Origin of the sequence: Shewanella sp. OMA3-2, from assembly GCF_021513195.1 — a bacterium.
GTDB lineage: Bacteria > Pseudomonadota > Gammaproteobacteria > Enterobacterales > Shewanellaceae > Shewanella.
This window is the reverse complement of sequence record NZ_CP090974.1, coordinates 2,590,821-2,613,174: the sequence shown is the minus strand read 5'-3', so window position 1 is coordinate 2,613,174 and position 22,354 is coordinate 2,590,821. Positions and strand designations below refer to the sequence as shown.

18 protein-coding genes, 1 tRNA gene and 1 pseudogene are annotated in these 22,354 nt (G+C 40.2%); 15 read left to right on the top strand and 5 right to left on the bottom strand.

The window, feature by feature from the left end:
- Nucleotides 1-18 precede the first annotated feature (18 nt).
- Nucleotides 19-678: a Bax inhibitor-1/YccA family protein gene (locus L0B17_RS11610; protein ID WP_235084971.1), complete on the bottom strand. Its 660-nt coding sequence runs from the start codon at nt 676-678 to the stop codon at nt 19-21.
- A 396-nt stretch (nt 679-1,074) separates the two neighbouring features.
- Nucleotides 1,075-1,978: pseudogene (gene punR, locus L0B17_RS11605) on the bottom strand (DNA-binding transcriptional activator PunR).
- A 113-nt stretch (nt 1,979-2,091) separates the two neighbouring features.
- On the opposite strand from punR, the gene punC reads away from it, so the two are divergent.
- The 5 genes from punC (at nt 2,092) to L0B17_RS11580 (ending at nt 6,959) form a co-directional block, all read left to right on the top strand.
- Nucleotides 2,092-3,360 (top strand): purine nucleoside transporter PunC, encoded by a 1,269-nt coding sequence (gene punC, locus L0B17_RS11600; protein ID WP_235084970.1) that lies wholly within the window; start codon nt 2,092-2,094, stop codon nt 3,358-3,360.
- Nucleotides 3,361-3,448: 88 nt separating this feature from the next.
- Nucleotides 3,449-3,538 (top strand) — tRNA-Ser (locus L0B17_RS11595).
- A 98-nt stretch (nt 3,539-3,636) separates the two neighbouring features.
- Nucleotides 3,637-5,052 carry a site-specific integrase gene (locus L0B17_RS11590; protein WP_235084968.1) on the top strand — a complete coding sequence of 472 codons (1,416 nt, stop codon included), beginning with the start codon at nt 3,637-3,639 and terminating at the stop codon, nt 5,050-5,052.
- Between the two features lie 830 nt (nt 5,053-5,882).
- Entirely contained in the window at nt 5,883-6,485 is a 603-nt protein-coding gene (locus tag L0B17_RS11585) for an SHOCT domain-containing protein (RefSeq protein ID WP_235084967.1), read from the top strand.
- 3 nt (nt 6,486-6,488) lie between these two features.
- Nucleotides 6,489-6,959, top strand: a complete 471-nt coding sequence (locus tag L0B17_RS11580) for a hypothetical protein (RefSeq protein WP_235084965.1) — start codon at nt 6,489-6,491, stop codon at nt 6,957-6,959.
- Between the two features lie 92 nt (nt 6,960-7,051).
- On the opposite strand, the gene ltrA is transcribed toward L0B17_RS11580, so the two are convergent.
- Nucleotides 7,052-8,407, bottom strand: a complete 1,356-nt coding sequence (ltrA, locus tag L0B17_RS11575; RefSeq protein ID WP_235084963.1) for a group II intron reverse transcriptase/maturase — start codon at nt 8,405-8,407, stop codon at nt 7,052-7,054.
- Nucleotides 8,408-10,313: 1,906 nt separating this feature from the next.
- Between ltrA and L0B17_RS11570 the strand changes: the two genes are divergently transcribed.
- The 6 genes from L0B17_RS11570 to L0B17_RS11545 all read left to right on the top strand — a co-directional run bounded on the left by L0B17_RS11570 (nt 10,314) and on the right by L0B17_RS11545 (nt 15,894).
- Nucleotides 10,314-10,997, top strand: a complete 684-nt coding sequence (locus L0B17_RS11570) for a hypothetical protein (RefSeq protein WP_235084962.1) — start codon at nt 10,314-10,316, stop codon at nt 10,995-10,997.
- A 115-nt stretch (nt 10,998-11,112) separates the two neighbouring features.
- Nucleotides 11,113-12,612 (top strand): AAA family ATPase, encoded by a 1,500-nt coding sequence (locus L0B17_RS11565; RefSeq protein ID WP_235084960.1) that lies wholly within the window; start codon nt 11,113-11,115, stop codon nt 12,610-12,612.
- Nucleotides 12,613-12,785: 173 nt separating this feature from the next.
- Nucleotides 12,786-13,109: an IS66 family insertion sequence element accessory protein TnpA gene (tnpA, locus tag L0B17_RS11560; RefSeq protein WP_235084959.1), complete on the top strand. Its 324-nt coding sequence runs from the start codon at nt 12,786-12,788 to the stop codon at nt 13,107-13,109.
- A 41-nt stretch (nt 13,110-13,150) separates the two neighbouring features.
- On the top strand, nt 13,151-13,450 hold the full coding sequence (tnpB, locus tag L0B17_RS11555) for an IS66 family insertion sequence element accessory protein TnpB (RefSeq protein ID WP_235084957.1): 300 nt from the start codon (nt 13,151-13,153) through the stop codon (nt 13,448-13,450).
- A gap of 83 nt (nt 13,451-13,533) precedes the next feature.
- On the top strand, nt 13,534-15,108 hold the full coding sequence (gene tnpC, locus L0B17_RS11550) for an IS66 family transposase (protein ID WP_235084956.1): 1,575 nt from the start codon (nt 13,534-13,536) through the stop codon (nt 15,106-15,108).
- 24 nt (nt 15,109-15,132) lie between these two features.
- Entirely contained in the window at nt 15,133-15,894 is a 762-nt protein-coding gene (locus tag L0B17_RS11545) for a hypothetical protein (protein WP_235084955.1), read from the top strand.
- 570 nt (nt 15,895-16,464) lie between these two features.
- Here L0B17_RS11545 and L0B17_RS11540 read toward each other — a convergent pair.
- A protein-coding gene (locus L0B17_RS11540; RefSeq protein ID WP_235084953.1) for an IS3 family transposase occupies nt 16,465-17,633 on the bottom strand; the annotation gives its coding sequence in 2 pieces (ribosomal slippage) (nt 16,465-17,387 and nt 17,387-17,633; 1,170 coding nt in all).
- 140 nt (nt 17,634-17,773) lie between these two features.
- A complete protein-coding gene (locus L0B17_RS11535; protein WP_235084951.1) occupies nt 17,774-18,217 on the bottom strand; it encodes a DoxX family protein in 444 nt (147 codons plus the stop codon).
- 282 nt (nt 18,218-18,499) lie between these two features.
- Here L0B17_RS11535 and L0B17_RS11530 point away from each other — a divergent pair, with 282 nt between their 5' ends.
- From L0B17_RS11530 to L0B17_RS11515, 4 genes are all read left to right on the top strand, one after another.
- Complete coding sequence (locus tag L0B17_RS11530) at nt 18,500-19,372, top strand: pirin family protein (RefSeq protein WP_235084950.1); 873 nt, start codon at nt 18,500-18,502, stop codon at nt 19,370-19,372.
- 446 nt (nt 19,373-19,818) lie between these two features.
- Entirely contained in the window at nt 19,819-20,721 is a 903-nt protein-coding gene (locus L0B17_RS11525; protein WP_235084948.1) for a LysR family transcriptional regulator, read from the top strand.
- A gap of 140 nt (nt 20,722-20,861) precedes the next feature.
- A complete protein-coding gene (locus L0B17_RS11520; RefSeq protein ID WP_235084947.1) occupies nt 20,862-21,554 on the top strand; it encodes a pirin family protein in 693 nt (230 codons plus the stop codon).
- Between the two features lie 60 nt (nt 21,555-21,614).
- Nucleotides 21,615-22,343 (top strand): sulfite exporter TauE/SafE family protein, encoded by a 729-nt coding sequence (locus L0B17_RS11515; protein WP_235084945.1) that lies wholly within the window; start codon nt 21,615-21,617, stop codon nt 22,341-22,343.
- Nucleotides 22,344-22,354 lie beyond the last annotated feature (11 nt).

Below are 22,354 nucleotides of genomic sequence, written 5' to 3'. Positions count from 1 at the left end.
AATTACTGTCAATGACGATTAATCGTCGTTGCTTATGCCTAATAAGTGCAATAGCGCCATGAATAAGTTGATGAAGTTTAAGAATAACGAAATGGTTGCGCGAATATAATTGGTTTCGCCACCATTTACGATACGACTTGTATCATAAAGGATTAACCCGACCATCAACATTGCTACAGCAGCTTGAATAGCGACAAATGCCACGCCGTTACCCACAAACATATTAATCAGTGATGCACCGATAACCACTAATAAACCCGCAAACAGGAAACCACCCATAAAGCTGAAGTCTTTTTTGGTGGTGATGGCGTAAGCTGATAGCGACACAAATATAATTGAGGTTAAACCAAAGGCTTGCATGATTAATTCAGGGCCATTGGCTAAGCCAACATAGTGGTTCAAAATGTAACCCAGTGATGCACCTTGCATACCGGTGAAAGCAAATATCCACGCTAAACCAGATGCGTTATCGGCTTTTTTCAAGGTCACTATCATCACTACGATACTGCCTAATGACAAACCGATAGACATAAATGGACCAATATTTAACGCCATTGCCACACCAGCCATTACCGCGGCAAATGCCAGAGTCATCGACAACAGCATATAAGTATTTTTAATGAGTTTGTTTGTTTCCACCGTCGTAGCTTGATGGCCCGACAAAGTTTGTTGATTCATAATAGTCTCCAAGACAGTAAAATGCGTATTTTGAACAATAAACAACCACACGCAACAAAGTTGATTAATTGGTTAAATTTAGATGACTCAGCTTAAAGTAAACACAGTGATATAGCATCATAAATAAGGGTTAATCAGTAATTTAAACCCTAAAATTTAAATATAATGCCATTGTTATCAAGCTAGCTTAAACCAATATTAAAAATGATTGCTCTAGTTAGCTTTACGCTAACATTATTCTGCTTAACGTTATGGGTATTGATAATAATAGATATAAGGGCGAAAGCTGAAGATTCAACTTGTTAGCCTCAAAAAATCAATACCAAATATAAGTCAAACTATGCTTAACCAAGCCAAAAATGTAAAACATAAGGCTAATACAATAAGTTTAATCACTTAAGCTAGCCATTCATTGTGTAATTTTTCAGTGTCACCTAAATAATCTAGTACCCATTGTAGTGCCGGAGACATACGGTCTTGATCCCACGCTAAACAACAAGGGCTAGAAGGTTTAGGGTTTTTTAATTGCTTCTCTATTAGCATGCCACCGCTAATAAAGGGCTGCGCTAGGTGGATCGGCATATAACCCACGCCTAAACCTGAGCGAAAACAATTAATTGCTCTTATCCAATCTGGCACCACCAAACGGCGTTGATTGTCTAAAAGCCAAGTGGTGCGTTTAGGGATTTCTCTTGAGGTGTCTTCTAAACAAATTGCTGGGTATTGCCTAAGCTCATCGTCTTCAAGCGGCCTATCAATTGCGGCTAGTGGATGGTTTTTACTGACCAGAAATGCCCACTCAATATCTTTCATATCTCGATATTGATATACACCACCCACAGGTATTGCTGTGGTAGCACCAATGGCTACCATACTGCGACCACTGGCCAAAGACTCCCACACACCATTAAATACTTCAATTTGAATAATTAACTCTACATCATCAAAATGGCGATAAAAGTCTGCAATTAAGCAACTGATTTTGTCGGCCTCGGACAATATTGTCTAACGCAATAGATAAAGTGGGTTGCCAGCCATTTGCCACCCGTTGAGTTTCACGTTTCAGCTCACCCATTTGCCTGAGTAACTCGCGAGCATGTTTTAAAAAATGCTCACCGGGTTGAGTTAAGGTTACCGATCTATGGTGACGCTCAAATAACACCACACCAATATCAGTTTCTACTTGCTTGACCGCGTAACTCACCGCAGATGGCACTTTATGTAATTCATTCGCCGCCGCAGTAAAACTGCCTAATCGGGCGACGATATCAATCATATGTAACGTTTGCTCTGAAAGCATAGGGTAACCTTTGCTGTGATATTTTTTGATGGCTGTGTTCAAATATAAACGTTTCACAGATTAATTTCTAATAATTAAACTATGTCTAATGAAAAATAATTTGAGTATTAGGTATGAGTAAACAACAAAAATCCCCTGGTGTTATTGAGAAAGCTGGCTTTTTTCTCTATTTGACCATTCTCAGTATGCTGTGTTTTATTGCCACAGATATGTATTTACCTGCTTTTAAATCGATTGAAGGCTCACTAGATGCATCTTCTGCTGATGTGGCAATGTCACTAACGACCTTCTTAGCGGGTTTAGCTTTTGGCCAATTACTTTATGGCAAGCTTGTTGAAAAATGGGGCAAGCGAAATTCGCTACTACTGGGTTTAGTGCTATTTGTTATGGCAACTGGTCTTATCATTATTAGCGATAATATTGTGATGATGAATATTGGCCGTTTCATTCAAGCTATTGGTGTGTGTAGTGCCAGTGTTATTTGGCAAGCCTTGGTAATTGAAAAGTATGATGCAGAAGAGTCTCAGCACGTGCTGTCAAACATTATGCCATTAGTCGCTTTATCTCCTGCTATAGCACCCTTAATTGGAGCTTTCTTTTTATCATATTGGGGATGGCAGAGCATATTTGTTTGTTTAGCGTTACTCGGTGTGCTGCTGATTTTGATGACTCAAATTTTTGTCAAAGCCGACAAACCTAGCGCAGAGGCGATTAAAGCTGATAAAGATAAAGCGATGACATTCAAGCAAATGTTAGCAAATCCATTCTATGTCGGAAATGTGATGATATTTGCCGCCTGTTCTGGGGCATTCTTTTCTTATTTAACCCTGTGGCCAGCGGTGATGGATAAGTTTGGCTTTGATGCAACAGCGATTGGCTTAAGCTTTATTCCACAAACTATTATGTTCATCGTTGGGGGCTATGGCGGTAAAATACTGATTAAACGTTTTGGCAGTCAAATGGCATTGAAAGTGCAGTTAGGTCTTTTCTTTACCACAACGCTGTTAATTTCAATTTTGACGATTGCTTTTGAAATGACAACCATCTACCCACTATTGATAGTATTTGCATTTATGGCTGCTGCAAATGGTGCGATTTATCCTATTGTGGTGAATAACGCCTTACAAACATTTAAAGATGATGCTGCCAAAGCCGCTGGGTTACAGAACTTTATTCAAATCAGTGTCGCGTTTGGCGCATCAAGTGTTGTGGCAGCATTTGCCGGGGCAGGTGAGCAGGCAATCGGTTTAGGCATTTTAATCTGTTCAGTCATGGTATTTGGCGCGTATTACACCAGCCGCTATTCTTCATGGAACACTTGGCTTGAATCATTCACCATGCCAGATCCAGCCAGAATTGCCCTTAAAAAGCATGAAGATTAGCCAAAGTGATCTTAAAGTAGCCAGTTGAGCATTTTTTTCAATTAGGACTTTACAGCATCAATAGGTTGTCATATTATTCGCCGCGTTCGGAGGGATGGCAGAGTGGTCGAATGCACCGGTCTTGAAAACCGGCAACGGTTTATCCCGTTCTAGGGTTCAAATCCCTATCCCTCCGCCACATTCTAAAGTGAAAAAGCCATTGATAATCAATGGCTTTTTTGCTTTCTAGCATTTGAAAAATCATATTCTCAGACCCAAAACGGATGACTGAGACATATGTACCTATTTCGAGCCACAAATTGTACCTATTACACCCGCATGGTATTGCCTGCTAATCTTCGTGATAAAGGCTTCGCTGCCGACATCAAAGTATCCTTGCTCACTAAACAGCGCTCAATCGCGATAGGCCGTAACCTTGTCGTTGCGGGTATCTTACGACCATTAATCAGCAACTTAACCCCACAATCACAGCCCGATGCGTTTAAGGAACACGTCAATCAATTGATTAATGATGCCCGTGCAGGCTTTGTTGGGGCAACAGATACGCTTGATGATAAGGCTAAGCCAGTGCGGGAAATCATTCAGTTTATTCCCACTCGGCCAACGCAATTAGCCCATAATAGTGCGACATATGACAATTATCCCTCATCAACAAACTTGGTGTTTTCAAAAAGTTCGGGTAGTAAAAAGCAAACAAATTCAGTCGCTAACGTCACATTAACGGATGCACTAATTAAGTTTATTAACTCCAAACAAAAGCAGTCTGTCTCAGTCTTAACGGTAAAGCAGCTAAATCAACGTATAGGCCACTTTATTGAAAGAACTCACCTAGATGATGTATTCGACATTACCAGCGCTGAGGCGATGGAATACAAGGATTGTTTACTTGAAGAGGGCAGAAGCCACAAAAGTAACAAAGACTACCTAGCAGCGGTGTCGCAGTTCTTTAAGTGGTGCAAACTGATGCGTTACACCAGCGCCAACCCGTTTGATGAAGTGAAACTATCAAAACCAAGTAACCAAGCTGGGCATGATTTAGCGCGTCAGCGCTGGCAACCAGAGCAACTAAAACACGTACTGCAATCACAAGACTTTATCGATAAGCATCCTGACTTTAAATGGATAACACTATTGATGCTGTATCAAGGTTTACGGCCTTCAGAGGCTTGTCAGCTACACAGCAATGATATAACCGTAATCGATGGCATCAGCGTCATTCACGTGACCAATGAAGGCACGAGCCAACAACTCAAGACAACTCAGTCAAAACGAACTGTTCCGCTACATCAAAAACTCATTGAGCTTGGTTTTATTGATTTCGTTCAAACCATTACTGACCGAACATCAAAAAGCTGTCAGTTAAAAAATAGTCATTTAACAAACAGCCCGTTATTTCATTACCAACCTAGTAGTGATGGCGTTTGGTCACATAAGTTCTGCCGTGAATTTGGCAAATTACTCGATCAACTACACTTTATCGCAGGTAAACGACCTACAGCATACTCATTCCGTCACACCTTTATTGATGAACTGAAACAACTGCAAACAGAAGAGTCGATGGTGGCACAGCTTGTTGGACACGTTTATCACAACATCACCTATGGACGATACGGCAAGCAATATGATGTGAAAACACTCAAACCAGTGGTGGATAAAGTCAGTTACACATTGAATTTATTTCTACCAGTATAAGAAGTGGGATTATATGAGAGGATTTTTGCTGAAAAGTTCAACCGTAGAGCGTTAATCATGACAACAGTCAGTAAATCCTGAGTGACTTTATACGCCAAAATTTGCTCTCACAGAACCAATAATCAGCCTGAGAAATGATGGGGCCTATCAGCGGCATCATTTCTCAGCCGCACTTATCAAATTCTACGGGCGTAAATCGATAATAAATCTTGCTGAGAAATCGAATTTTCACCTTTTTTCGCGTTAATTTCACGCTCATTTCACGTAACTGTTCACTTAAAGAATGCAATTTAAACCGTTTCGCACTCAATGAGTGCGAAGCCAAAGCAGCCCACTTATTAAGTGGGACTACAACGTAACTCGGTACGCTCCTATCCCACTTTTTGTTCCAAAAAGATCGGATAGGAGCTACGGGCAAGGGGTGAACCCCTTAACCCCAACAGCCACATGCTGCGCATGTGAAAAAGCCAAAAGCGTGAAAGATAAAATCAGCTGGGACACTTTTATATGGTACGTACTGTTTTTATGTACAGTTATAATGGGATTTCATCGATTTACAACTAAAAAACGATTTAAAATCGTTCTTTAGTTGTATCGTATTAAAAATAGAAAAACCGTAATCATCTGATTTTATTGGCTTTAATTTTTAGTGTACTGAGCCAAAATTCTACTTTACGTGCAAGCTCGGTTTGTTTTTGTCTGTTAGACACAATTAATTTCTTTACTTCAATAAGATAGCAAATGTAGGATGATAATAATCAATAAGTTAAAGGGCGACTTTAATTTTCATTTGCCCTTCAATAAGCGTTATATTTCAAAAGGAGAGTTTGGTGACAAATCAACCATTGACTAGCGGTGATCACAGCAAGATTGTGATATTCATTCTGCTTTTTTTACCTTCCATATTTTTTGGTGTTGGTGTAATACCAGCAATATTCCTGATTTTTGGAATTTTCATGATGAAGAAAAATGAAGATTTCAATCATATTGAAACGGCTGTAAAGGTTTTTAGGGGTTACACATTTTTAGCATTGTTAATCTGTGGTGGGTTTGCCATATATTTTGGCTTTCTGCATATAACTACCGAGTACACTGAAGATATGTATTCGTGGGAAAAATATGATGATGAGTTTTACGCATCCCTATTTGCAACTTCGGTTCCAATACTGTATTTGGTGTTTATATCCCAACTATTCTTTAATCCTTTGAGCCAGCATAAAGAGTGGGTAGAGATTAATGGGATTTTTTCAACAAAACCTAAATCAGAGAAAAGTTCGAGCATTCAGTCAGAGGTAGACATAATTAAAGGAGAAAAATTAAAACAATACTCTGTAGCTGATGAGCTAACAAAGTGGGCGAAGCTCAAAGAAGATGGTCACATCTCTGAAGTGGAGTTTAACGAAGCCAGAACCAAGCTTTTAAAGAGAAATTAAAGTATGGATCCATATCAAGCTCAATTTGATACTCGGCAGGAAACTCCAGCATATTGGCATAATAAGTCACACGATCTCTTAATTTCAGCTCGTATCTTATGGAAGGCGATGCAAGAAAATAAGAATTTAGAGGTTAATTGCTGGGCAACTTATAAAATGCTCATGGGTATGTCTTTTGAACTTGTGTTTAAAGCACAATGTGTCGGTGCGGATGTAGAATTCAACTCTACTCATGATTTAGTGGCCTTAGCCCATACAGCAAGCATATCTATATCAAAAGATGAAAAACACATGCTTAGAGTCTTGTCAGAGTATGTCATTTGGGACGGGCGATATCCAACGCCAAAGAAGCCTGTGCACCTAAAAGATCACTGGCAGTGTCAAGCTAAATTGTTAGATGACAAACTGAATTTTGAAAACCTAATGCCGCTTTGGAGGCGTTTTTCTGATTCATTCATGGCGCAGTACAATTGAAATATAATCGGGTAGCCGGAGGTATCTAACCTCCAGCCCCCACACCACCCTGCATGCGGCTCCGCACAGGGCGGTTCATTTAGAACCCCTAACTAAACTTTCTGGTTAGGATAATGAACTGCGATCCATCCATCTCTTAGTGAATATAATCCTGCTTTCTTCAGATACTCATTACTCAGTGCTTGCTGTATCCCTGGTGTTTTAGAGCTACGCCAAGGGCCTTTACTTGTGATACCACAAGCAACAGCGGCTTGGATCCTGACGCCACGCTTAAGTAAATTTTGCACCTTAGTCCGTGGTTTTCGCCACTGACGCCAGTAGCACATACGTATGCGACGACGGATCCAATGGTCTAAATCGACACATCCTTGGTAAGCATTGGCTATGCCAAAGTAGTTGATCCAGCCTTGCATGTACTGCCGCACTTTAAACAATTGATATCCCATACTAACTCCCCAATTTCGGTTCGTCAGTCGTCTCATCTTTTGTTTGAAAATGCGTAATGTTTTAGCATGCCACTGGATCTTTCCTCGGTTAAATGTAAACCCAAGAAACTTGCTTTGACCGACCTTAACCACTTGGCTTTTCTGTTCATTAACGGCCAGTTTTAGCTTAGTGGCCAGATATTGAGTAATGCTCTTGAGTACCCGCTCTCCTGCTCGAATAGACTTTACCAAAATGATGAAGTCGTCCGCGTAGCGGGCGAATTTATGCCCTCGGCTTTCCAGCTCTTTATCCAGACTATCCAGACTATCCAGCATAATGTTAGAGAGTAATGGCGAGAGTGGGCCGCCTTGAGGCACGCCTTCAAAGCTTGCTTCAAATTGGCCATTGACCATCACACCAGCTCGAAGGTATTTACCAATAAGCGCCAACAGACGCTTATCCTGCACCTTGCTTCTAAGTTGAGTCATCAAGAGATCATGATTAACTCGGTCAAAGAACTTAGACAGATCAACATCGACGGCAAATTTGCGTTTTTGTTTGATGATATCCCTTACTTGCAGTACCGCTTGTTTGGCATTTCTGTTCGGCCTAAAGCCAAAGCTGTTGGTCGAGAAGAATGGGTCAAACAGTGGCGTGAGTATTTGAGCAATGGCTTGCTGTATCACACGGTCAATGACGTTAGGGATCCCCAATTTGCGTTTACCGCCATCGGGTTTGTCGATCTCTACGCGCCTGACCGCTGAGGGTTGGTATTCACCTCGCTCTAATTGAGATTTACACAGTTGCCAGCCGCCTTGTTGCATCCAGAGCGGGAAGGCTTCGATAGTCATGCCATCGATTCCCGCAGCGCCTTTATTGGCTTTAACTTGACGCCAAGCTCGGTGTAGATTTTCAGGTTCGAGCAGTTGTTGGAATAAATCGTTGTTGAAGGCCGGTTGCATATCAATACGCTGCTGATAGTAATCGTCTGGCGACGTAGTGGGTATCGACAAGTTTGACAAGACTCCTCCTTCTTCTAAATGTTCAGGCCTTCACCATATCCCAACCATTACGATGGGCGTTGGGCTACTATGCCGTCTGCTGACTTCTGCTTAATCACATGCCAAGTTACCCCGTCATGCGCTATCGGTTTCCATCTGGTTCGCTCTTTTCAGTCGATGAAGTTGAAAAGCCAAGGCACTTATAAACCAGAGCCTTACTGGTTAATGACCGATCGCGTGTTAAGCAGATCTCCCCAGATAAGAACATGAACTTTCTTTGCACTGCTGCATCATTTACGGTGGCCATTAGATCACGTGGTTTCGTCGTCTTGTGCCAACTCACCTCTAGCCTACGCCTCATATGATGTTCTTGTTCATCAGCTCGCAAATTTGCTAGCGGCTTCCTCCAGACCAAACCTCGCGATTAAGCCCTTGCCATTCGCTAGTAGTTAACGTTTAATAACAGTATGTTATTCTCTTTTAGAAAGAGTAACGGTGATCTTCCTACAGAGGACTTCCACCTCATTAGTTCATGCCCATGCTGGGCGTACACAAGTCAAGCAAGAAGGACGCGCTAATGCGCGCCTCTTCTTGAGGCGTTAAACATTGACAACCTACTCGATAAATATTTAAATGTCATATATCGACTACGAATGTTCACTATCTGAGATGTGATTTTTCGATTAGTTATTGATTATAATGAATTTTAATTTTATTTTGTGTCTGTTTGCTTGGGTTCAAATCCCTATCCCTCCGCCACATTCAAATAAAAAGGCTCATCAGAAATGATGAGCCTTTTTATTTGGGCGAAAGAAAGGGCTTTAAACCCTGGGTTCCTCTTTATTACAAGCAGGCTATCCCTCCGCCACATTCTAAAGTGAAAAAGCCATTGATAATCAATGGCTTTTTTGCTTTTTAGCATTTGAAAAATCATATTCTCAGACCCAAAACGGATGACTGAGACATATGTACCTGGCTTTTGTAGATAAAAGCTGAGCCACAAATTGTAACTAGCTAGTGTAGCTAGTAATAAAAACACACCGTATGGTGTTGTTAGCTTCTCTGCGTGATAAAGGCTTCGCTGCCGACATCAAAGTATCCTTACTCTCACAGCGCCAATAACCAGTCTGAGAAATGATGAAACGAACCAACGACATTATTTCTCAGCAGCACTTATCAAATCCTACGGGCGTAAATTGATAATAAATCTTGCTGAAAAATCGAATTTTCACCTTTTTTCGCGTTAATTTGATGAAACTTTTCACGTAACTGTTCACTTAAAGAATGCAATTTAAACCGCTTCGCACTCAGTGAGTGCGAAGCCAAAGCAGCCCACTTTAAAAGTGGGACTACAGCGAAACTCGTACGCTTGTATCCCACTTTTTGTTCCAAAAAGGTCGGATACAAGCTCGGGCAAGGGGAACTCCCCTTTGAACCCCAAAGACACATGCTTCGCATGTTAAAAATCAAAAGCGTGAAAGATAAAATCAGCACGCACATTTTTCTGTGTCATGTACTGATTTTGTTGTCTTTAATTTTTAGTGCTGTGAGCACAAATTCTACTTTACGCGCAAGCTCGTTTTGTTTTTACCTTTTAGGCACATACTTTAATACACTGTTGGACTAAGCCGCTGAGCAGAGCCAACAGAGGCTTAAATTGAGTATATAATCCTCATTGAATCAGCTAAGCACAAAGATGTATGATAGAACAATACAATGAAAAGGAATTTCAATGAAAAACTTACCCATTATTCGATATGTATTGACTCAAAACTGTTCTGTACCCCAGAGCCTGTATCAAAAAAATCAAATTCCTATAGCATAAAACCTGCCAATTAATTCAGACTAGGCATCGACCAAGTCCAACAAATGATTTATGCGCTGAAAATAGCACATAAATATTAAAACGTTATAGTTTGGGGAATAGATGAATATCTGCTGGATATGCGGTAGAGAAGCCACTACCAGAGAGCATCGTGTTAAAGCATCTGATCTACGTTCGATTTTTGGGGTAGTTACGCAGCAGTCTCCACTGTACACAAAACAGGATGGTACCGTTAAGATTCTCCAAAGCGTGAAGAGTAACTTTGCGAAGTATTCAGCGAAAATCTGTCATCACTGTAACACAACTCAAACTCAAAAATATGATGAGGCTTGGAGCGAGTTAGCTGACTATCTTTTGAAAAATCAGTCCATTATAGGAAGCTGTAAAACTATAAATGCAGGAAAAATATTTTCATGCGATTTTAAACAAGGGATTCTCTACTGCCATCTTTATCTGGTAAAGGCTTTTGGTTGTAAGATCATTGATGACAAGGTCCCCTTTGACCTGTCCGGCTTTGCAGAGTGTATTCTTTCAGGGAAAGCGCACCCAGATCTATATTTTTCTGTGGATAACAAGATAAAATTAAATAATAAAAATTATGCAGCTACCAGCCCTATACAAGTCATTCAATATGGGTGCCCTAAGAAGGTTGTTTATGCTACTTGGTATTACATCATCGGAAAGGTTCCGATAAAAATTTTGTATTATGTAAATACACCACCTATTTCCGTTCATGGACATATGATTCATCCACGGATTGGTAAAAAATTTCTACGTCTTGCGTGACTATCAACGATAAAGTGGCTGTTGTCGGATGCACTTCCGCTGACGCTTGGGTACGCCGAAAAGCCAAGTGTCAACGCCCTCATTAATTTTACTGTGAAAGAATAAGAAGGAATATATGGCAGTATCGCAACAAGTTTTGCACTTGATGAAGGTTAAGTCCTTAAAAAACTTAAAGGACCTTGAAATCTCTTTTGAAGGGTCTCCCGTTACTGCAATATTAGGCCCAAATGGAAACGGGAAGTCCACTATTTTACACGCTTTAGCGTGTTCGTTCTCACCAAATGAAATTGGCGAAAATTATAAGTTTAGCTGGTTTTTTCTCCCCAGCACTGATGCTCTATGGAATGATAGTGAACTAAGTATTATTCATAGTTTTAGAGATGCTCAAGTAGAACATCAGAGCGTACCGAGAGAATATAAGAAAACACAGGTTCGGTGGACTCCACGATACGCTAATAGGCCAAAGCGAGACGTATTTTACATTGGGATTGATAAGTGTGTTCCGATGATAGAATCAGAAAAAAAACAGGCAAAAATAAATTATTCAACCAAGGAAGTAAACGAAGATATTATTAACATCATCCTTGAAAAAGCATCGGTGGTGCTGAATCGAAATTATTCTGGTTACAACGTCCATACAGCATCCGGAAAGGAATTTATCGGAGTCGTTGTTGACGGTCTCAGATATTCTGCTCTCAGCATGAGTGCTGGTGAACAGAAAGTATTTTATATTCTTGAAAAAATATTTAGAGCGAATAAATACTCCCTTATCTTGATTGACGAACTTGACTTATTGCTACACGACCAGGCAATGAAAAAACTTGTTAGTGTGATATTAGAGCGATGTAATGAAAAGAAACTTCAAGTTATTTTCACTACTCATCGAGAAAGTATTTTGGAGCTTGAGGATAGGATAAATATAAGGCATATCGTTTGCCGAGCGAACAAAACTTTATGTTTTAATGAAACTAAACCTGACGCAATTAACAGGCTTACAGGAGTTCAGCCGACACCTATAGAAGTCTTCGTAGAAGACGACCTTGCGGCTACTATCGTGAAGAAAGTTGCAGCTAAGCTTAGGATTGCAAAATACACGTCGGTAAGAAGATACGGCGCAGCAACCAATTGCTTTACAACTGTAGGAGGATTGTTACTTGGTGGTGAAACTTGTGATAACTCTCTCTTCGTATTAGATGGAGATGTCTATCGAACACCTGAGGCAAAAGTTACCGCAGTTGATAGGGTGCTGACTGGCCATGATCAAAATGTTCTACAGGCCAAATCGATCGCAATCTCCATTATTAAGCAGTTTATTTTGCCGGATGCTGTGCCGCCTGAAAAGTATCTCCATTCTTTGTTGATTAAAATGATGGAAACTGACAATGATGAATTTAATGAAATTATTGAAGTGGCTGCCGAAATTATAGCTGTTGATAATGATCATAAGTTTATTAGTGATATTATTCAAAGGCTTGGATTGGAAAGAGCAATAGGGCTTTCAAAAATAATTGACCTTGCTGCCACATCTAGTGAATGGGATAACTATGTTAGTGAAGTTTTTGCGTGGCTTAGCTCTAAAAAAGATAAAATGAGAGAGGAGCTGGCAGTCGCATAACAAGCCACACACTGATTTTACTCGCTTATGCTCCCAAAATTCAGTTGAGTTGAGCGTTACGCTACCCTTAAGTTTTGTATGGAGGTTCTATCGTAACCGTCCGGGCAAGTACATCTTCAGTAGAACTCATGGAACCTTTATCTTAACGACTGACCATTACATCAGGAGTTAACATGGCTAAACGTTCGCGTAAAGATTGGGCTGCTTTGATAAAACAGCAGCCCGCTAGCGGCTTGACTATCACCGCTTTTTGTCGTCAGCATAAGCTCAGTAACAGTACCTTTTATGCCCGTAAAGCTAACAAGGCTAAAATAAAATCGGTTACGCCTTTTGTTAAAGCCACAGTGGCAACGCCAACGTCGGTTATAACCCAAGCTCAACCTGGCGAGCCTCAACAGACTATCTGCTTACAGCATCAAACAGGTTTATGGACTTTTCCCTGCTCGTTACCTGCAAGTTATCTGCTTGAAATAATAAAAGGCCTGCAAGCATGTTGATGTTTCAACAGCTTCCTTGTGTTTATCTGCATCGAGAACCCGTGGATTTTCGTAAATCAATAAATGGCTTGGCCATCATCGTTGAGCAACAATTATCCTTACAGGTCACCGACGGCAGCGTGTTTGTCTTTTGTAATAAAGGCCGTGATAAATTAAAAATCCTCTACTGGGATAGCACCGGTTTTGCGCTTTGGTATAAACGCCTCGAACAGGATAAGTTTAAGTGGCCGACTCAAAGCGAAGATGAGTGTATGAGATTATCTGAGCAGCAGTTTCATTGGCTACTTTCAGGATTTGACGTATTAGGCCATCAGCATGTTAAGGGCTTGAGTTACAGTTAATTGATCGCCATTACGTATGCTGTTTCCCATAATTAGATCACTGTTTCGACCTTATCTAAGGAGCGTTTTGGTATAATCACACCATGAAATTAAGCCCTGATAACCTACCCAACGACGTTGATTTACTTAAGCAATTATTGCTTGAGACGTTGGCGGCTAAAGAGGCTGAAATAGCGGAGTTAAAACAATCCGTGCAACGGTTACTTGAGCAATTTCGCCTCGCACAACAACAGCGCTTCGGTGCCAGCAGTGAAAGCCATGATTATCAAGGTGAGTTGTTTAACGAAGCTGAAGTCACGGTTGATGAGCCCGTTGAATTAACGGCAGATGCTGATGTGTCAGTACCGCCTAAACAACGGGCCAAGCGTAAATTATTGCCCAAAGACCTGCCACGTGAAATTATTATCCATGACATCAGTGATGAAGATAAGCAGTGTGATTGCTGTGGACATCAGCTGGCGTTAATGGGCCAAGATAGCAGCGAGAAACTTAAGTTTATACCGGCACAAATCAGCGTGATTGAGCACGTTAGACTCAAATACAGCTGCAAGCATTGCGAAACCAAAGGAACGCAAGCCAATATCAAACAAGCGCCGGTGCCAGCCAGCCCTATTCCTAAAAGTGTTGCCACCCCAAGTCTATTAAGCCAACTTATTACTAGCAAATACCAATATGCGTTACCACTGTACCGGCAAGAAACCTTGTTCAAGCAACATGGTATCGCCTTAAGTCGGCAAACCATGGCAGATTGGATGATGAAATCGGCGGCTCTGTTTAAACCCCTATACGATTTATTGCACCAACATCTGTTAACGCAAGGTGTGCTCCACGCCGATGAAACCACCCTCAACGTGATTAACGATGAGCGGGTGAAATCCTATATGTGGGTGTATTGCACTGGCGCGGATGGACCAAGTATCGAGCCTCGATATCAAGGTTTGCGCAGCATCGTACTGTACGACTATCAAGACGGTAGCCGCGCGGGCACTTGCGTGAGCCGTTTTCTTGCCACCGAGCAAACGGTATTTAATGGTTATTTACAGGTCGATGGCTACGCGGCTTACCAACAGGCCAATAATAAACTTGTGGGCTGTTGGGCCCATGCACGGCGCAAGTTCAAAGAAGCGCTAGTGGCACAAGGAAAAGCCAAAGCAGGTAAAGTCAGTAAAGCAGATATGGCACTGAGCATGATAGCCAAGCTGTATCGCATTGAAACCCAAATACAATCACTGAGCCTGGAAGATCGACTGTATTTTAGGCGCACGCACTCAGCTGCCCAGTTGATGCAATTTAAGCAATGGCTGGATAAATCAGCGCAGCAAGTGTCAAAGCAAAGCCCTCTAGGCAAAGCCATACATTACAGTCTCAATCAATGGTCAAAGCTCAGACGTTACGTAGAGGACAGCCGACTCAATATAGACAACAATCGTGCTGAACGCGCAGTAAAACCGTTCGTGATAGGGCGTAAAAATTGGCTGTTCAACCACAACCATCGTGGTGCTGAGGCCAGTGCTATTTTATACAGCATCATAGAAACAGCCAAAGCAAATGGGCTAACGCCATTCGATTACATTGAACACTGTTTAGATAAATTATCTCACCCTAACTGCGACCTCAATAGCTTATTGCCCTGGCGCGTTAATCTAGGCAAGGCTTAGTTCGCCGGACGCTCACGTTCTATCTTGAGTTCTATTAAGGAACACTTTTTTGATATTCAAAGTCAACAGGCTGACGTGTGGATTAGGGAAAGGTTAAATGATGATAGCTTGGATGAAAATTCTGAAGAATATCAAGATTTAGCTAATGACTATTCAAACTACCAAGATCATTTAACTGAAGTGGCGGAGTGGAACGCTGAATTAAAGTGGTATAAGGAAAACGGTTCATCCATAATTCATAGTAGGTTTATTGCAGAGTTAGATGCCTTGAAATTAATGGTTGAAACTAACTTAGCAGAGCAATCTGCAATTTTATTTCAATTGCACTCAGCTCCTTTTTTTAAAATGTCTTATACATATGCTGTTACTTTATTAGAGTCTTTTTTAGGTGATACCTTAAAAACTATAATCTCTGAAAATGATCTGTTTTTGAATAATGCTATTAGCAATTTTAAGATTCTGAAAAGTGTTAAATTATCAGAGTTATCTGATACTAACTTAGATGTTAATTCATTAGTAATTAAAAAGGTTAGTGAGGTATTGTTTCACAATATTCCTAATGTAATTGAAATGTTTCAACAAGTGTTAAGTATTACTCTTGATATTGATATTTCTAAAGTAGTAGTAATCACCAAGTTAAGACACGATATTGCACATAGAAATGGCCGTACTATAGACGGTGAATATGTGCATGTTAGTGCGGAAGATTTGCTTTTAGTAATCAATGAGATCAAGCAATTTTCAGGTCAATTACAAGAAAAAATCAATGTGGCATCGGCAGCATAGCAAGGCGTTAATCATTGACAATCTAACCGATAAATATTTAAATGTCATACATCGACTACGAATGTTCACTTTCTGAGATGTGAATTTTCGATTAGTTATTGATTATAATGAATTTTAGTTTTATTTTGTGGCTGGTTTCTTGGGTTCAAATCCCTATCCCTCCGCCACATTCAAATAAAAAGGCTCATCAGAAATGATGAGCCTTTTTATTTGGGCGAAAGAAAGGGCTTTAAACCCTGGGTTCCTCTTTATTACAAGCAGGCTATCCCTCCGCCACTTTAAATTCGAGAAAAGCCGTTGATTATCAACGGCTTTTTTGTTTTTGGCGTTTGAGGTTCTCTCTATAAGGATTGACTCAGTCAATGTATCCATTTTTTACATGAGCTGAGCACCCAACAACGTATAGTGGTAAGGCCTTACCACTGTTAGATCCCGAAAATGAATACCTGTTTTGCTTGGAAGAAAATTCTTCTTCAGACCACCGCGTGATGAGGTGGAACGTATATTTGTAAAACGCGAATAGTTGTGCTTGACCTGGTCAACTGAATTCGGTCACCCTAGTTAAGTTCGTTACGCCACTTCTGTTAACGGCTTATCCGTACGCTCAAATTCATTGGGACTTTGGTAATTAAGGTATGAATGCATCCGTTGGCTGTTGTACCACATAGTGATGTAATTCAAGACATCTTGTTGAGCTGCGTAGCGTGTTCGATAATTGCGCCAATGAACTCGTTCCTGCTTCAAGCTTCCGAAAAAGCTTTCAGCTACTGCATTATCCCAACAACATCCTTTTTTACTCATACTGCCGACAAACTTATGCAGCCTCAGTATTCGTCTATATTGATGGCTCGCATATTGAACACCTTGATCTGAGTGTATTATCAATCCAGCTTTAGGTTTTCGTTGCCATATAGCCATTGTGAGCGCATCACAAACGAGTAGTGCCTTCATTCTGCTGCCCATACTCCAACCAACAACTTTACGGGAATAGAGATCGATTACGACGGCTAAATACAGCCATCCTTCGGCAGTCCATATGTACGTAATATCTTGAACCCACGCTTGATTGGCGCATTGAACATCAAAATCCTGTTCAAGCTCATTTTCATATATAGGCTTCTTGTGGCCGCTGTTGGTTGTTGCTTTGTACTTCTTTTTATAGCGCACCCAAACGTTTGCTTCTTTCATCAGTTGCGATGTTTTCCTACGCCCAACAGGGTAATCAAGGGAATTCAATGCCTTTTGAATGCGTCTTTGTCCGTAGGTGTTATCGCTAAACTCGGCAATATCCTTAACCCACTGCAACATCTCTTGATGCTCTGTATCAACAGGTGACTGAGACTTCCGCTTTTGATAGCTGTAGTAATTATTGTTTTTCACACCCAACACGTGACACATTAATATCACAGGCCAGATCTTCTTATTTTGGGTAATAAACGCGTATTTCACTTCGTTTCTTTGGCAAAGAAGACCGTCGCTTTTTTTAATATTTCACGCTCTATTTCTAAGCGCTTTACTTGTGCCTTTAGCTTGCGGATCTCTTCCTGCTCAGGTGTCAGCTTGCCGTTGCCTCTAAATGCATGACCATCATCATTTTCTGCTTCTTTTATCCAGCGGCCGAGCAGTTGAGGAGTCACCTCTAAATTTCTAGCGGCTTCAGCAATACTGTAATTTTGCTCTCTTACCAGTGTAATGGCATCAAGCTTGAATTCTTTTGAATAGGATTTACGTGTTTTCATTTGAATCTCCAGTTAAATCAATTATGTCTTAACTGGGTTAGTCGTATCAATTAAACCACGTCAGCTTATCACCATGAGCTTAAATCAAGTATCACTAACGGTATCTTTGACATTGCTGCTGTTAAATTTTTAATTGGCGGTTATGAAAGCTTATCGCTAATAAGATTATCGATTGCCGCTTTACCCGCACCTGAAAAACCTAGAGACAAACTAGCAGCAAGCAAAGCTAAGCCAAACTCATAGCCATTATTAGCCATAAATAAACCATTTTCTAAATGGACGGAAAAAATTGCCACGACCATCGTACCAGCTAATGCAATAGCGGCAGGTCTAGTAAGAAGCCCTAGAAGTAAGAACAAACCACCAAAGAACTCAGCGCTGCCTGCCAATAAGGCCATTAAAAATCCTGGCGCTAAACCAATTGACTCCATCCATTGCCCTGTTCCTTCAAGTCCATATCCACCAAATGAACCAAATAATTTTTGCGCGCCGTGGGCCATAAAAATAATACCTACGGGAATACGTAGTACTAGTGCGCTAAATCCAGCTTGAGACGTAACAAGATTTTTTAGTAATGCTTTCATGATGTGCTTCCTTTTTCCAAAATATAGTAATTAGTTAATTAAGATCTTCTTTCGAAGAAGTTGAGCCTATTATTCATTATTGGGCAGAAAGATGAAATTTGTTAATTTAGTATGGAGCATTCTATAAAAACGAACAAATATTATAGTGGATAATTTTAGGTATAAAACTCACAACCTCATTCTGATTAAACGAATGACTTGTTATTTTTTTTGCTATTTCTATTAAGGTATAAGAGTGTTATTTTTCTAGATGATTAGTTTAAAACAATAGGTATAAAAATTATGGCGAAAGTATTAAACGGTGTAGAGCATGATCTTGGTGGCTTATTTGTAAAGCGAGTATTACCTAATAAAGAGAAAAAGATGGTAGGCCCTTTTATTTTCTTTGACCAGATGGGACCAAGTGACTTTCCTGCAGGAAAGGGAATTAATGTAAGACCCCATCCGCATATTGGCTTATGTACACTGACTTATCTGTTCGAAGGCGGCATTTTACACCGCGATTCACTCGGGAATAACTTAGAAATACATCCCGGTGATGTTAATTGGATGACCGCAGGTAAAGGCATTACGCATTCAGAGCGTGAAACTTTTGAAGTACGAGCTAATGCGCATAGAATTAATGGGTTGCAATGCTGGATTGCACTGCCTGAGCATATGGCAGAGATTGAACCTTCATTTACGCATGTTAAAAAGAATGATTTACCACACTTTATACATGAAGGCGTAATGATGCGACTGATTGTCGGTGAGGCCTATGGTATGAGCTCTCCGATAAAAAATTATTCACCGATGTTTTACATCGATATTGCGGCAAGTGAAGGCAATCAAATTGATAGACCACACCCGACGCAAGAAACCGCGATATTTCCTATAAGCGGTAAAGTAGAAGTGGGCGGTGTTACATACGGTGAAGGCGAGTTTGTATTATTAGATGAAAGTGACACTGTTATCAACGTAGTTGAATGTGGTCGCTTTATTATGCTTGGCGGGGATAAGTTTGATCCTGTTCCACACTTGTTCTGGAACTTTGTCTCATTTAGCGAAGCGCGTATTGAGCAAGCGAAGAGTGACTGGGAAAATGGTAATTTTCCGAGCGTGCCTGGTGATAACAAAGAGTATATACCGTTGAAAACGAGAGTTCCTACATCGTAATCATGCAGAGCAAGTGTACCAGATGAAAGGTAGCGCTATTGTATATATTTAGCGCTACTTTATAAGCCTTAACGTATGCTTGTCTGTATACAAGTTATCACGTAATTATCACGTAAATTTCAATAGCTGCTTATTTTAAGCTGAGCTGGTTATCCTACTTAAAATTAGTCGCCCTTGCTAAAGATAAGCACCTGCCTGTAAATTGATGAAATAAGCACGCATATATGACCTGCAATTCCACGTACCGACTACACTTCTACGATTTTTAGCTACTTATTATGATGGAATAATAAAAGTCATATTCGCTGCGACTAAATAGCTCATAAAAGATTGAAAGTACTTTCTTATAAACGTTGCTAATAAAAATGCATTATAAACGTATAATATTGAGGATAAAGCATCTGCTTAGTTATTGGATGTAACTATACAACGAAAGGAAAGTTAACATGCTACGAATAACCTTAGAGCAATGGCGTATGTTTCATGCGGTGGTGGAATACGGGGGCTTTAATCAAGCATCGCAGGGCGTATTTAAAAGTCAATCAAGCATTCACACCGCAGTAGGTAAAATAGAAGAATCTTTAGGGGTAAAGCTCTTTTCGGTAGAGGGCCGAAAAACGGTGCTAACTGATGCTGGAAAAATGATTCTGCGCCGCTCAAATTACCTGGTTGAGGAGGCTAAAAAGGTTGAAGCCATTGGTGTAACTTTAAGTCGAGGTATTGAAAGTCGTTTAAAAGTTGCTGTTGATGAGATTTTTCCTCGTGATCGACTTTATAAAGCTTTAGAAACCGTGTCGAAGCAATTTCCACTAGTTCAAATAGAGCTACTAGAGTCTATTTTAGGTGGTGCTAACGAAATGCTAACTAACGATGATGCGGAGATAGCTATAGCACCAAGTTCTTTGGGCGCAGGAGTGAGCGAAAGTTTATGCCACATAGAGTTTTGTGCGGTGGCAAGCCCCGAGCACCCTCTGCATAATATTAATAGAACGCTTACCCTAGAAGACTTAAAAAGCTATCGACAAATTGTGGTTAGAGACTCATCTCGCTTAAATGAGAAGAATAAAGCGAACGAAGGTTGGCTTGAGGCTAATCAGCGCTGGACTGTTAGTCATATGCAAAGCTCCATTGATATGATCATTAAAGGGATGGGGTTTGCTTGGTTACCACTTAGCTTAATTACGGATCACATAAATGATGGCCGCTTAAAGCACTTAGCATTAGATAAAAATAACAAACGTACTGCCCAACTATATCTCTCATATAAAGATATAGACAGCCTTGGCCCTGTGGCCCATTATTTTTTAGAAGCGCTAAGAAGACTTTGCGATAGTTCGGTTCAAAAATAGCAAATATGCTGAATCAATTTAGGTAGATTTAAACTTATTTAAGTTCTTTTAAATAGAACGATAAGTGCTGAATTTAGAAATTTCAATCGTTTAAACGAAAATATAAAATGGTCTTCATCAACTAAATAGGAGACCTAATTATGAAATATATTAGAAAAGCAGAAGATAGAGGCGTTGCAAACTTTGGTTGGCTAGAGAGTAAGCATAGTTTTTCTTTCGGTAATTATTACGATGCTAAACATATGGGCATCTCGGCACTTCGCGTTATCAATGACGATATGGTTATGCCAGGACAAGGCTTTGGTAAACATGGCCACCGAGATATGGAAATTATCTCTTATGTAATGGAGGGCGCGCTTAAGCACGACGATAGCACTGGCAACAGCTATGTAGTACCCGCTGGTGATGTTCAGCGCATGAGCGCAGGGCGTGGTGTGATGCACTCTGAATTTAATGCTTCTGATACCGAGAGAGTTAAATTTCTTCAAATTTGGATACAACCTAACATTAAAGGGATAGAGCCTAGCTATGAGCAGAAAAGCTTGCCGCAAAAAGGTAAGTTGACTACGCTAGTGAGTTCTAATGGTGAAGATGGTTCTTTATCGATAAATCAAGATGCTAGTATATCTCGTTTAGTCTTGGATAAAGGTGAGGACATTGATTTACAAACTGCAAACCGAATTGGTTACTTGCACATTATTAAAGGACAACTAACCGCTGAAAACAAACCTTTTCAGCAGGGCGATGCATTTGCTGTTGGAGCCGATTATACAATTAACGTAAAAGCGGATGAGCCACTTGAAGCTTTATGGTTTAATTTACCTAATGCATAAACTTTTTTACAAAGGTTGTGGGCTATTTAAACCAGAGCTAGGATTTATGGAACGAATATAGTGGAACTATCAGTATTATTACTCATCGCGTTTGTTGTGTTGCTGATAGGCATCTCTAAATCGGCATTTGCTGGGGCACTTGGTGTTTTCGCGGTGCCGCTGTTAATGCTTAAATTACCCGCTACTCAGGCTATCGCTATTATGCTTCCTTTGCTTATCATTGCCGACGCAATGAGTATAAGAAGCTTTTGGCGAAAATGGGATGTGATGTTGTTAAAGCGCTTAATACCTGGTGCTATATTGGGCGTTATCTTCGCCAATTTCATTATTGATAGTATTAACCCAAGTTATTTACGCAGTATTATTGCGCTACTTTGTCTTGTTTTTGCCTTGAAAAACATTATATTCAAAAATATTGAATTAGCATTTCTCAAAAGTACATTTGGTGCTTATTTAATGTCAGCAAGTTCAGGGATTAGTAGCACGCTTGTACATGCAGGTGGCCCACCTCTAATCATGTACTTTACCGCGATAAAATTACCACAAGCTAAATTTGTAGCAACAGCTACCGCATTTTTTGCAATTATGAATATTGGTAAGTTAATTGGGGCGTTAAGCTTTAGATTACTAAGTCTAGACATTATATTATCTGCCTTGGCGTTTTTACCTTTGGCATTTTTAGGCAATTGGATAGGAGTTCACATTAACAAGAGGCTCAATAAAATACTTTTTTTAAAAATTATGAATTACATACTATTGTTATTAGGCCTATGGTTAATAATCAATTGATTAAAAAAATA

Excerpts from the sequence above, each read along its gene's own strand:
- L0B17_RS11610 (WP_235084971.1), bottom strand. The coding sequence starts at position 678 with ATGAATCAACAAACTTTGTCGGGCCATCAAGCTACGACGGTGGAAACA.
- punC (WP_235084970.1), top strand. The coding sequence starts at position 2,092 with ATGAGTAAACAACAAAAATCCCCTGGTGTTATTGAGAAAGCTGGCTTT.
- L0B17_RS11590 (WP_235084968.1), top strand. The coding sequence starts at position 3,637 with ATGTACCTATTTCGAGCCACAAATTGTACCTATTACACCCGCATGGTA.
- L0B17_RS11580 (WP_235084965.1), top strand. The coding sequence starts at position 6,489 with ATGGATCCATATCAAGCTCAATTTGATACTCGGCAGGAAACTCCAGCA.
- L0B17_RS11570 (WP_235084962.1), top strand. The coding sequence starts at position 10,314 with ATGAATATCTGCTGGATATGCGGTAGAGAAGCCACTACCAGAGAGCAT.
- L0B17_RS11565 (WP_235084960.1), top strand. The coding sequence starts at position 11,113 with ATGGCAGTATCGCAACAAGTTTTGCACTTGATGAAGGTTAAGTCCTTA.
- tnpA (WP_235084959.1), top strand. The coding sequence starts at position 12,786 with ATGGCTAAACGTTCGCGTAAAGATTGGGCTGCTTTGATAAAACAGCAG.
- tnpC (WP_235084956.1), top strand. The coding sequence starts at position 13,534 with ATGAAATTAAGCCCTGATAACCTACCCAACGACGTTGATTTACTTAAG.
- L0B17_RS11535 (WP_235084951.1), bottom strand. The coding sequence starts at position 18,217 with ATGAAAGCATTACTAAAAAATCTTGTTACGTCTCAAGCTGGATTTAGC.
- L0B17_RS11530 (WP_235084950.1), top strand. The coding sequence starts at position 18,500 with ATGGCGAAAGTATTAAACGGTGTAGAGCATGATCTTGGTGGCTTATTT.
- L0B17_RS11525 (WP_235084948.1), top strand. The coding sequence starts at position 19,819 with ATGCTACGAATAACCTTAGAGCAATGGCGTATGTTTCATGCGGTGGTG.
- L0B17_RS11520 (WP_235084947.1), top strand. The coding sequence starts at position 20,862 with ATGAAATATATTAGAAAAGCAGAAGATAGAGGCGTTGCAAACTTTGGT.